The organism is Nitrospirota bacterium (assembly GCA_040756155.1).
Taxonomy (GTDB): Bacteria; Nitrospirota; Thermodesulfovibrionia; order JACRGW01; family JBFLZU01; genus JBFLZU01.
The window spans coordinates 6,534-17,861 of record JBFLZU010000084.1 but is presented as its reverse complement, the minus strand read 5'-3'; the positions used below and the strand labels follow the sequence as shown (position 1 = coordinate 17,861).

General features: G+C 39.2%; 10 protein-coding genes. 5 read left to right on the top strand and 5 right to left on the bottom strand.

What is annotated here, in order from left to right; translation table 11 throughout:
- From AB1488_08460 to AB1488_08440, 5 genes are all read left to right on the top strand, one after another.
- A partial coding sequence (locus AB1488_08460; GenBank protein ID MEW6410123.1) for a dolichyl-phosphate beta-glucosyltransferase occupies positions 1 to 715 on the top strand: 715 nt, incomplete at its 5' end.
- On the top strand, positions 712 to 2,289 hold the full coding sequence (locus AB1488_08455) for a glycosyltransferase family 39 protein (protein ID MEW6410122.1): 1,578 nt from the start codon (positions 712 to 714) through the stop codon (positions 2,287 to 2,289). The genes AB1488_08460 and AB1488_08455, both read left to right, overlap by 4 nt.
- The gene (locus AB1488_08450) at positions 2,286 to 3,875 is read left to right on the top strand and encodes a glycosyltransferase family 39 protein (protein ID MEW6410121.1); all 1,590 of its coding nucleotides are present in this window, start codon (positions 2,286 to 2,288) and stop codon (positions 3,873 to 3,875) included. Before AB1488_08455 ends, AB1488_08450 begins: the two co-directional genes overlap by 4 nt.
- A 9-nt stretch (positions 3,876 to 3,884) precedes the next feature.
- Positions 3,885 to 5,888: an O-antigen ligase family protein gene (locus AB1488_08445; protein ID MEW6410120.1), complete on the top strand. Its 2,004-nt coding sequence runs from the start codon at positions 3,885 to 3,887 to the stop codon at positions 5,886 to 5,888.
- Between the two features lie 56 nt (positions 5,889 to 5,944).
- The gene (locus AB1488_08440; GenBank protein MEW6410119.1) at positions 5,945 to 6,901 is read left to right on the top strand and encodes a UDP-glucuronic acid decarboxylase family protein; all 957 of its coding nucleotides are present in this window, start codon (positions 5,945 to 5,947) and stop codon (positions 6,899 to 6,901) included.
- Here AB1488_08440 and moaA read toward each other — a convergent pair.
- The 5 genes from moaA to AB1488_08415 all read right to left on the bottom strand — a co-directional run.
- On the bottom strand, positions 6,884 to 7,861 hold the full coding sequence (gene moaA, locus AB1488_08435; GenBank protein ID MEW6410118.1) for a GTP 3',8-cyclase MoaA: 978 nt from the start codon (positions 7,859 to 7,861) through the stop codon (positions 6,884 to 6,886). The two genes, AB1488_08440 and moaA, sit on opposite strands and share 18 nt — an antisense overlap.
- An 85-nt stretch (positions 7,862 to 7,946) precedes the next feature.
- Positions 7,947 to 8,906, bottom strand: a complete 960-nt coding sequence (ybgF, locus tag AB1488_08430) for a tol-pal system protein YbgF (protein ID MEW6410117.1) — start codon at positions 8,904 to 8,906, stop codon at positions 7,947 to 7,949.
- 120 nt (positions 8,907 to 9,026) lie between these two features.
- Positions 9,027 to 9,569 carry a peptidoglycan-associated lipoprotein Pal gene (gene pal / locus AB1488_08425; protein ID MEW6410116.1) on the bottom strand — a complete coding sequence of 181 codons (543 nt, stop codon included), beginning with the start codon at positions 9,567 to 9,569 and terminating at the stop codon, positions 9,027 to 9,029.
- An 18-nt stretch (positions 9,570 to 9,587) separates the two neighbouring features.
- Complete coding sequence (gene tolB / locus AB1488_08420) at positions 9,588 to 10,985, bottom strand: Tol-Pal system beta propeller repeat protein TolB (protein MEW6410115.1); 1,398 nt, start codon at positions 10,983 to 10,985, stop codon at positions 9,588 to 9,590.
- A partial coding sequence (locus AB1488_08415; GenBank protein MEW6410114.1) for an energy transducer TonB occupies positions 10,982 to 11,328 on the bottom strand: 347 nt, incomplete at its 5' end. The genes tolB and AB1488_08415, both read right to left, overlap by 4 nt.

The window sequence follows — 11,328 nt, the reverse complement described above, 5'->3', positions numbered from 1 at the left end:
AGTCTCCATAGTAGTCCCAGCATATAACGAAGAAGGGTGTATAAGGGCAAGCCTTAACGCCATTATGGAATATCTTCAAACACAACCGTATAAGAGCGAAATAATTGTTGTTGACGATGGTAGCATAGATAAAACACCAGAGATAGTTAAAGAAGTGATGTCAAAAAATGATTTGATACAACTTTTGAAAAACCCTTCCAATCTTGGTAAAGGAGGTGCCTTAAAAAAAGGTATCTTGTCCTCAAAGGGTGAATATATCTTTTTCACAGATGCCGACCTTGCAGTCCCAATTTTATTTTTAGGTGATTTTCTAAATGCACTCCAGTCAGGTGTAGATGTAGTTATAGGCTCGCGTAATGTACAGGGTGCAAAGATACTTATGCATCAGACATTACTCAGAGAAAATATGGGCAAGGTCTTCACATGGTTATCAAATGTTATACTCAGCACTAATTACAGCGATTTTACCTGCGGATTTAAGGGGTTTAAACGCAGTGTGGCGATGGAACTCTTCGGCAGACAGAGGATATATAACTGGAGTTTTGATGCAGAGATACTTTTTCTGGCGAGAAAATTAAACCACAGAGTAAAAGAGATACCAGTAACATGGGAAGAAAAGGGAAATACAAAGGTAAGACTGTTAAGGGATAGTGTGTCGTCATTTATAGGGCTATTGAGGGTGTTATATTATAAGATGAAAGGATATTACCCTTGAAACTCCTTATTGCAACTTTACTTTTCATTTCCATCTTAATCCTTACCACAACAACGATGTCCTCTTTTGGAATCACATACGATGAATTCAACTACTTTCATTCAACAGACCTCCAGATAGAATGGTTTGTATTACTTTATAAAGGTATATCTACTGGCGACATAAAGACTACCATTTCTGATGATGTTATCAAAAAATACTGGAACTGGGAACCCCACAGAGTTCCACACCCTCCATTCTCAAGGATATTATCTGCTATAACAAAGTCAATCTTTTATCCGGCAGTCAATTTATTCACAGCCTACCGTCTATCAGTAGTTATCTTCTTTGCCTTACTTACCTGTCTGATTTTTTTATGGGCATCAAAAATCTATGATTTAAGCACTGCTATTGTCTCTTCACTTTCATTTATCCTCATGCCACATGTATTCGGGCTTTCACATATAGGCATTACAGATATACCACTAACCTTTTTCTGGTTTGCATCTGCTTATACCTTTTACAGGGGACTCACAGATTGGCGATGGAGTGTAATCTTTGGAATTGTTCTCGGTCTTGCATTTTCAACAAAATTCTCCGCCTTTTTTATCCCTATACCATTACTGGTGTGGGCACATATCTATAAAAGACGCATGTATTACAATAATCTCTTTTCGATGATATTCCTTAGTCCCATCATCATGTTTGCCACACAGCCATACCTCTGGCACAAAACCATCCCACGCCTGCTTGAGTTTATGCATCAGAGTATAACAAGGATGGATAACCCTGCTACGAGGATACCAACATACTTTTTTCATGAGCAGTTACTTGGTAATCAACTGCCATTGTATTATCCGTTTTTTATTACAGCGGTGAGCATACCATTGTCCATTCTTCTGGTAGTAATTGTCGGTATATTTTTTCCCTTCAGAAAGACTCCTATAATAGACATACAACATCTTTTAATCTTTAACACCATCTTTATACTCATTATACCGATATTACCAGGAGGCACGATACATGATGGTGTAAGGCTTCTTCTACCTGCATTCCCATTTTTAGCAGCCATAGGTGGCACAGGATTTTTTCATCTTAAAGAATATATTAAGAATCTTCTAAACAGCAAAGGCTACTCTTGTCGTATAAAGAATCTAAAGACAAAAGTTACTACTACACTCAGCATTTTGATAATCATTCCTGCCGCCATTGAGATGATAGATATACATCCTAATGAACTCATGTATTATAATAATCTCGTCGGTGGTGTGAAGGGTGCATATGCTCTTGGACTTGAGACAACATATTTAGGTGAGGCATTCAATAAAGATTTTATAGACTTTCTGAACAGAGAGTTGCCTCAGAATGCCTCTATAAATGCAAGTTTTTCATCCAACATTTTTATCAATTATCAGAGGCATGGTATATTAAGAAAGGATATAATTGTTACCGCCGTTGACTATGATTACTACATCCTTCTCTGCAGGCGTGGCTATATGCATATATTCGACAAATGGCTTTTTGAAAACAGGACACCAACACTCTCATGGCAATTTAAAGGAGTGCCATTGATAAATATCTATAAGTTTAAATGAATAAGAAAAATTTAATTGTTATATTACTCTTCTTCTCAGTCCTCCTTACGGTTATTTACACTGCAAGTGATTACGGCATTGCGTGGGATGAACCACAGTATTTTCATTCTTCCGACCTCATAATGAAGTGGTTCACTATGTTCTGGGATTCGTTGAGAAATGGTAATATCAACGATGTAATCTCAGATGAAACAATAACAAAATACTGGCACTGGGACCCATATCATGTCCCCCATCCTCCATTCTCAAGGATACTCTCTGGCATAACCAAAACAATCTTTTCTCCACTGGCAGGTAGTATTGCATATAGATTTTCTACAGCGTTCTTCTTTGCGATATTGACCGTTATGGTTTTTTTCTGGATGGCTGAACTATATGATATAAAGACAGGTATCTTTTCAGCCCTATCTGTTTTCTTGATGCCTCACCTCTTTGGGCATGCCCATTTTGCAATGACAGATATACCTTTGACAACCATGTGGTTTCTTACGGTATATTGTTTTTATAGAGGACTTACAAACTATAGATGGAGTATAGTTCTTGGAATAGTCTTTGGACTTTCTCTCTCGACTAAATTCCCAGCCTTGCTGGCTCCAATACCACTTTTTATATGGGCACATATCTACAGACGAAAGGAATACCATAATAATGCCTTCTCGATGATATTCCTCAGTCCAATTATCATGGTAGCCACACAGCCATATCTCTGGCACAGGACATTACCGAGGATAATTGAATTTGTCTATGATAGCACTACAAGGTTATATACAGTAGGAATAGGGAAGTCATTTCCAACATATTTCTTTCACATGGTATATTTTTCCGATACTATCCCATGGTTCTATACCTACTTCATAACAGCAGTCTCAATCCCGATAGCTATACTCATTTTCTCCTTGATATGTATATTCTTTTATCTAAAACGAAAACTCAAAGATGAGTTCTCTGCCCTCTCTGTTATTAATTGTGCTTTTATATTAACCGTTCCACTCATGCCTGGTGGTGTAATACACGATGGAGTAAGACTACTTCTTCCTGCTTTTCCATTCATCGCAGTATTAGCAGGAGTGGGTTTCTATTATGGATGTAGGTTCTTCTTAGCACGCCTTGCAAGCTATAATATATTTAGCCATATTAACAATCTTGATAAAAAAATGGCTGCAGTAATTTTTATAGTTGTTTACTCTTTACCTGCCATTGATATAGTAACAATCCACCCCTATGAACTCAGTTATTACAACATTCTTGTTGGTGGAATAAAGGGCGCTAACAAACTCGGGCTTGAAACAACATATCTTCAGGAGGTCATTACACCATCATTTCTGGAGTCCCTTAATAGAGAACTGCCTAAAAATACAAGGCTAAACGCAGCATTCAGCAACTTTATGATGGAGATATACCAGAAAAATGGATTTCTGCGCAGAGACATAAAGATCACATATAATCTGGATTGTGATGTCTATATGTTGCTTAACAGACAGGGTGCATTCAATGATTTTGAAAAGTGGCTTGTGGCTAACAATCAGCCTGCAATGGCACTGAGAGTAAAAGATGCGCCACTGATTTTCCTTTATCGGTTCAGATGAGGGCATCGTATGAAAATTGAGAAATTGAAAAGATATATCTTCTTTTCACTCTGTCTATTTCTTTTTCTTGTACCACTATTCGGGACAAATGTATACTACAACATTTTTTTTCTTCATGTATCCATCCGATTTGCAGTAATCTTAATCTTTTTAGCATCTCTTATACCTAAAGAAAACTTGAAAAGGATGGGGACCCTTGAGATAGCAATAATAATCTTTGGTCTGATAACTCTGGTGTCTACCATTTATTCAGTCGAAAGATTTAGGAGCATGGATTTTGCTCTAAATATAATAATAGGGATCATCTTTTTATTTTTAGTTACGCGCCTTGCTAACAACAAAAAAGACTTAGTTTTTGCAAATAAACTTTTTATATCCTCAGTAACATTTGTTGGATTGTTTTATATTCTGAAAGGCTACTATGAGGAGAGCGATGTTCTATCTATAGGGTGGTTTACCAATCCAAGTGCCTTCTCAGGTTTCCTTATAACGATACTGCCATTAACTACCCTTTTCTATATTACATCTGTCAGAAAAACTTTATGGGGGTCTTCAGTTATTATTATTGGCAATGCGATTCTTTTTACAGGCTCCAGAGGAGCTACGGCAATAGGGATTTTATTCTTTTTATTTGTGATTCTTCTTTTCAAAAAAAATCATAAAGAAACATGGATCAAACAGGTACTGTTTATAATAGCACTAATTATTATTGTTCATATGTTACTTCTGATGTCTGGTATCAAACAAATCCACTTAGTTCAAATCAGCGTAATTGATAGGGGTGTTGCATCAGTTGTTGACTCAGGGACGGTAAGATTGCCTATCTGGAGTAATACCCTTGATATAATCAGTAAAAATCTACTTCTGGGAACTGGTGCAGGGACATTCCCGATAATTTATAACCAGTATCTTGCTGTCGGGGGAGGCTTGCCAATTCATGCACATAACCTTTATCTTACACTAGCGAGTGAAATTGGCTTAATCGGACTTGTATCCTTTCTGGGTATAGTCATCTTCGCTTATAAAAAGGGTTTTTTTCTTTTGAAGAATACTGCCACAGAAGATAAATGGCTAATTATATTTATAATATTGAGTATTTCCTGTTTTTTATTGCACAATCTTTTCGAACACGACCTCTGGATACCCCCATTTCAGATACTATTTTTTCTATTGCTATCAAATCTGTTGATTATTCACAATGCCATTCTTCCCTCAACGTTACCTTCTGGGGGAGAAGGAGGGGATGAGGGGGAGAGTCCTGAACTTGATTCAGGAGAGGTGAGGGGGTTTAAGAAATACCTTGGCACTCGTAATAAATTCGCTATTATATTTGGACCTATAGGGATCCTGTTACTCATATACGGAGTCATATTCCCTCTTCTGGGAGAGGTATATTTTAGAGAATCAAAGAGATATGCAATTATGGGTGAGATCGGAGAGGCGATGAAATATAATAAAAAGGCATTAATCTTTTTATCTAATAATCCAGAATACCACAGAAACCTTTCTATTTTATACGATATCGCATATGACCTCACAGGTAATGAGATATTTATGGAGAAAGCTATATCAGAAGCGACAAACGCAAAAAACTTTTCTAAAAACGAATCACATTATTACTACATCCTCGGCATATTACAGTGGAAGGGAAGACTCTATGAAGATGCAATAAGTAGTCTTAAAGATGCAGTGCGGTTGAGTCCTGCAAGGATAACATACTATTACTTCCTCTCAGATACATTAATTTCCCTCGGCAGAAAGAATGAAGCCTTAGAAATCCTGCTTAAGGCAAAGGTACTACTTGAAAATTCAAACATTATTGATCTCAGAACAATGGAGATATATTTCAGGTTGGCTTCTTTATATGAGAAAAGGGACGATCAGGATGAGGCGAAGAGATATTACAACAGGATTCGGGTTATGAAAATAAATGAGGAAGGACTCAGTCAGTCTGAGAAAGAACGATACAGGACGATAAAAGATATCGCATTAGCAAGGCTCTTGAATTTCTGAGGATTCTGTGTAATAATTCATCCGTTACGAAACAAACTTAAACTGAAGGAGACAATATGGAGACCTGTCTTGTAACTGGTGGGGCTGGTTTTATAGGGAGTCATCTCTGTGAGAGGCTTCTGAAGGATGGCTACCGTGTTATCTGCGTTGATAATTTCCTTACGGGTAGAAAAGAAAATCTCAGTATGCTTTTTAAGAACAAGAACTTTATTTTTCTATACCATGATGTAATCCAGCCGATAGAGTTGAAAGAAGAGATAAATTACATCTTTCACTTTGCAAGTCCTGCAAGTCCTGTATTTTATCAGTGGTATCCGCTTGAGACAGCCCTTGTTAATTCCACAGGCACAAAAAACCTGCTGGATTTAACACTCAAAGGAAAAACCAAGTTTCTCTTAGCCTCTACATCAGAGGTATATGGTGACCCATTGTTTCATCCACAGAGTGAGAACTACTGGGGAAATGTAAATCCTGTTGGACTCAGGAGCTGTTATGATGAAAGTAAGAGATTGGCAGAGACACTGACCACCATATATCACAGGGAATTTGGCTGTGATGTAACAATTGTAAGGATATTCAATACATATGGTCCTCGAATGAGAAGGGATGATGGAAGGGTCATCTCAAACTTTATAACCCAATCAATAGAGGGGCTACCTCTTACAGTTTATGGAAACGGGAAGCAGACAAGGAGTCTCTGTTATATTGATGATATGATAGATGGCATTGTGAAGGTTATGTTTTCAGATAACACCTCAGGGGGTATATTCAATCTCGGCAATCCTGAGGAAACTACCATAATAGAACTGGCAGGACTCATTAAAAAATTAACAAAATCAAAATCGGAGGTCATCTTCTATCCAGCACCAGTAGATGACCCCCAAAAGCGTTGCCCTGATATAAGTAAGGCAAAAAAACACATTGATTGGTATCCAAAGGTCTCTCTGCAAGAAGGACTGGAACATACAATTCGGTGGTTTAAAAGAGGATCCATTTTACCCACCAATCTTTGACATCGGTTTTAGAAAATCTATGTCGCTCCGCTCGTTGATGTTGTGTCCTTCTGGTTTTGCTGCTATGGCAAGTTTTATTAACCTTTCAATCTCGGCATCTGAAGCACCGCTTCTCAGGGAGGCTTTTAAATCAATCTCAGTCTCGGAAAAAAGGCATGGTCTCAGTTTCCCATTAGCAGTCAGACGCAGGCGATTGCAGTCACCACAGAAGTGATGTGTTATTGCACTTATAAATCCTATGACACCTGATGCACCGTTAAGCCTGAAGTATCTTGCAGGTCCTGATTTTCTTGCACGGACAGGTGCAAGAGGGGCAATCTTCCCAACAATTGATTTTATCTCATCTGTAGGTATGTATTTCTCAGTGCTCCAGATATCTTTTGCACCGATGGGCATGAATTCGATGAAACGCACATGGTATGGCATCGTCAGGGTAATTTTTGCAAACTCTTCAATCTCGTCATCATTAAATCCCCTTATCGGTACCATATTAATTTTTACAGGTGTCAGCCCTGCCTTTTCAGCAGCTACTATTCCCCCGTGAACAGTATCAATATCTCCACCCCTTGTTATTTCTCTGTATCTGTCAGGTTTCAAAGAATCAAGGCTTATGTTGACCCTGTCTAATCCTGCCTCTGTAATCTCTTCAGCATATCTTTTAAGGAGGACTCCATTTGTCGTCAGACTCAAGTCTTCTATGCCTTCTATGTTTTTTAACTGTGCGATAAGATAGGTGATGTTTTTTCTTGCCAGCGGCTCACCTCCTGTAATTCTAACCTTTTTTACACCAAGCCCTGCTGCAATCCTTACAATCCTGATTATCTCCTCATACCGTAATATCTCACTATGTTTTATTGCTCTTACACCTTCTGAAGGCATACAATAGATACACCGCAGATTACACCTATCTGTGACAGAGACCCGCATATAGTCAATAGTCCTATCGAAGTTATCTTTCATAGATTTGAAGCTCCCTCCAGAAGCTTCGAAATGTATGGAATTAATCTTTGTTTTATATCCGCTCGCTGACGCTCGCTATGCATTTTCACTCGGTCTTTGAGGGCTTCTTTTTAACTGCAGGTGTTTTTTGTTCGGTTTCTCTGGTAGGTAACTTTATACCTTCTGCCTTCAATCTCTTTTTTGCAAGGGCTGCCTCTTGCGATGTAGGATAATTCTTAAGAACGGCTTCAAGGAGGAGTCGTCCAGATGTCTTATCTCCAAGTTCATAGAAAGAGAACCCCTGTTTAAGCATAGCTGCTGCTCTTTTTTCACTCTTGGGAAATTTCCTTATTACCTCTTCATAGGCGAGGATTGCACTTTCAAAGTCCTTCTCCTGATAATATGACTCACCGAGCCAGAACTGGGCATTGTCTGAATATTCATTATTAGGGTAAACATCGAGGTATTTTTTGAATTTCGTCCTGGCTGTAGCCACATCTCCCGACTTCATAGTGCTATAGGCATCTTTATACATCTCTATAGGAGGCAGAGGTTTTTCCTCCTTTTTTGGTGGTTCCGGTATCCTTACTTTTTCCTCTACCTTGGCTTGCTCCTGTGGTTTAGGTTGTTCCTGTGTCTTTGGTTGCTCTTCTACCTTTGCCTGTCCCATGGTCTGCGGAGCCTTTACTGGGAGCTTCTCAATTGTTTCAACACGCTGTTTTAGATTTTCTAAACTTTCTCTGAGTTCTTTAAGCTGGAGAGAACCGATATCCCTCAGGGATTTTTCAGTATAATGTCTACTTTCCTCAAATCGTCCATATAATCGCTGAAATTCTTCGGTAAGTCGATCGACCTTTGAGGAGATATCTGCCTGATTCTTTCTTATATTGCTGAGTGATTCATCCATATTGTTTTCGAGACCGATTATCTTCTGGGAGTTCTCATAACTCTGCCTCTGGAGTGCCAGTATATCGTTCTGCGTCTTTAAAGCACTTTCATCAGTTACACATCCTGCCATGAATAATGTAAATATGCCTATCACTATTTTCTTATAAAACCCGTACATCTTTCCTCCCGATAAATCAATGAGGTTTCTGTATTTACGACAGCCGACTGCTAACAGTTGAAGGCGGCTACAACCATCAGCAATCGACTATCGAATAAAAACTTACATCATTTCTTAACACTACTTTGATGTAACCACAAAATGAGACCTGCGGTTCTTCTGCCAGCAGGCTTCATTTTTCTCTGTGCAAAGTGGCCTTTCCTTACCATAGCTGATTGTAGTTATCCTATTCGCATCTACTCCGAGTTTGACAAGATAGTCCTTTGTGCTTTTCGCCCTTCTTTCTCCGAGACCCATGTTATACTCTGATGTGCCACGCTCATCACAGTGTCCTTCGATCTGTATCTTTACATTCTTGTTCTTAATCAGCCATTCTGCATTTTTCTCAAGAACCGGCTTTGCATCGTCTCTTATGTTATATTTATCAAAATCAAAGTGGATATCCTTAAGCGCTGGAGCCTCTTCTACCGCTACCCTTTTTGCCTCAACTATCGGCTTCTCTGCTACAGGTGCTGGTGCTGGTTTAGGTGCCTCTTTTGGTGCGGGTGCAGCTTCTTTTACCACTTCCTTTGCAGGTTCTTCCTTGACAACCTTTTTTGCACATCCCAGAAATACAATTAACGGCAATAGAATCACAAGGATCACAAGGTTTGATTTACGCATCCTTAATCTCACCTCCCTTCACTCTGTCAGTCTTGGGGACCATGATGGACTGAACGCCTCAATCCCTCCTGGACTTATCCGCCTCTGTCCCTCTCCATTAGCCAGCATTACAAATATAGCATATTTCCCTTCCCTTGTGGATGAAAAAGCTATATACCGCCCATCTGATGACCAGGAAGGGTCCTCATTGTTACCTGTATTGAAGGTAAGTTGCTGAAGACCTGAGCCATCTGGATTTATTATACTTATCTGGAACTTACCATTTATTCTCGATGTAAATGCTATCTTATCACCACGGGGTGACCATGCAGGAGATGTATTATATGAGCCTTCAAATGTCAATCTTCTAACATTGTTACCATCCGAATCCATTATATAAATCTGAGGACTCCCACCTCTATTGGATACAAAGACTATCTGCTTCCCATCGAGTGACCAGCGAGGTGATACATCTATAGCGAAGTTGTTTGTAAGTCTTCTTAAGTCTTTACCCTCTCTATTGATAGTGTATATCTCGGGATTACCATCTCTGCTCATTGTAAGTGCAATCTTTTTGCCATCCGGTGAGAAAGACGCAGCGAAATTCAGCCCCACCTGGTAAGATATAATATCTTCTTTTAATTGTCGCCTGTCAAAGACATAAAGATCCCAGTTCCTTCTCCTCTCCGAGGCAAAAAGAATCTCTCTTCCATCAGGTGACCACGAAGGTGAAAGGTTAAATCCTCCGATTTTAGTTATTCTCTGAGGAGCATAGCCATCAAAGTCCATTATATAGACCTCTTTACCGTCACGGACCTTTGCAACATAGGCTATCTTTGTGTCGAATACCCCCTCTTCACCTGTGAGTGCCTTAACTATTTCATTCGAAAATCTATGGGCAATCTTTCTGACATCATTCTTTACTCCTGTATATTTTTTTCCAATTAATAATCTCCCCTGAAAAACATCGAAAAGCTTAAGCTCTATATTAAGCCTCCCCCCTTCAATCTTTATCGTTCCCTTTACCAAAACCTCTGCACCTATGACAGACCAATCCTTGAAGTCAATTCTGTCCTCTGTAAATGCCATCTTTTGGGGGGGTTCTATGAAAGAGGCTTGATCCAGTATTCTAAAAAATCCTGAAAAATCAAGGTCATTTGAGATAACACCTGCTACATTTCTCCCCATATCTTTCTCTTCACCTGAAGGGCTGAGGCTCATAAGGTTTACGACTGCAACAGGTAACTTCCTGAGATAAGGTGCATTTATATCTATATAGACCTTTGCCTCAACGACAGTGGACAGTGAACAGTGAATAGTGAACAGTAATAAAATAAAAACTAAAATTTTGAATTTTGAAACCTTCGGCCTGAGCGACTCGACTGAGCTCGCCGAAGTCTCGGGTCGAAGGCTTTGAATTTTGAATTTTTCTTTCATGGAAAGAACCTGATGCCGATATCAAGGGTATCCTGACTTAGGTCTTTGGGTAGAGATGGTAGAGGCGATGCCTTATTAATCGTCCTTATCGCTGACTGATCGAAGTAGAGATTCCCTGAACTCTGTTCTATCCAGTATTTCTCAATAGAGCCATCCCTCTTTACCCTTATGGTCATTACGAGCATAAGTCCTTCATCTTTAACTATTCCTTCGGGAAGAACCCATAGCCGCCTTATTCTTTCCCATATCCTGCTATAGTAGTCCTGATACTTAAGATCTAATAGGTCTCTTCTTCCTCCAAGACCTGGAACTCTGTCCTGGGTCTGCTCTGTAGCAGGTCTAT

What these genes read in the sequence shown, in the direction of transcription:
- AB1488_08450 (MEW6410121.1), top strand. Translation starts at nt 2,286, where the DNA reads ATGAATAAGAAAAATTTAATTGTTATATTACTCTTCTTCTCAGTCCTC.
- AB1488_08445 (MEW6410120.1), top strand. Translation starts at nt 3,885, where the DNA reads ATGAAAATTGAGAAATTGAAAAGATATATCTTCTTTTCACTCTGTCTA.
- AB1488_08440 (MEW6410119.1), top strand. Translation starts at nt 5,945, where the DNA reads ATGGAGACCTGTCTTGTAACTGGTGGGGCTGGTTTTATAGGGAGTCAT.
- moaA (MEW6410118.1), bottom strand. Translation starts at nt 7,861, where the DNA reads ATGAAAGATAACTTCGATAGGACTATTGACTATATGCGGGTCTCTGTC.
- ybgF (MEW6410117.1), bottom strand. Translation starts at nt 8,906, where the DNA reads ATGTACGGGTTTTATAAGAAAATAGTGATAGGCATATTTACATTATTC.
- pal (MEW6410116.1), bottom strand. Translation starts at nt 9,569, where the DNA reads ATGCGTAAATCAAACCTTGTGATCCTTGTGATTCTATTGCCGTTAATT.
- tolB (MEW6410115.1), bottom strand. Translation starts at nt 10,985, where the DNA reads ATGAAAGAAAAATTCAAAATTCAAAGCCTTCGACCCGAGACTTCGGCG.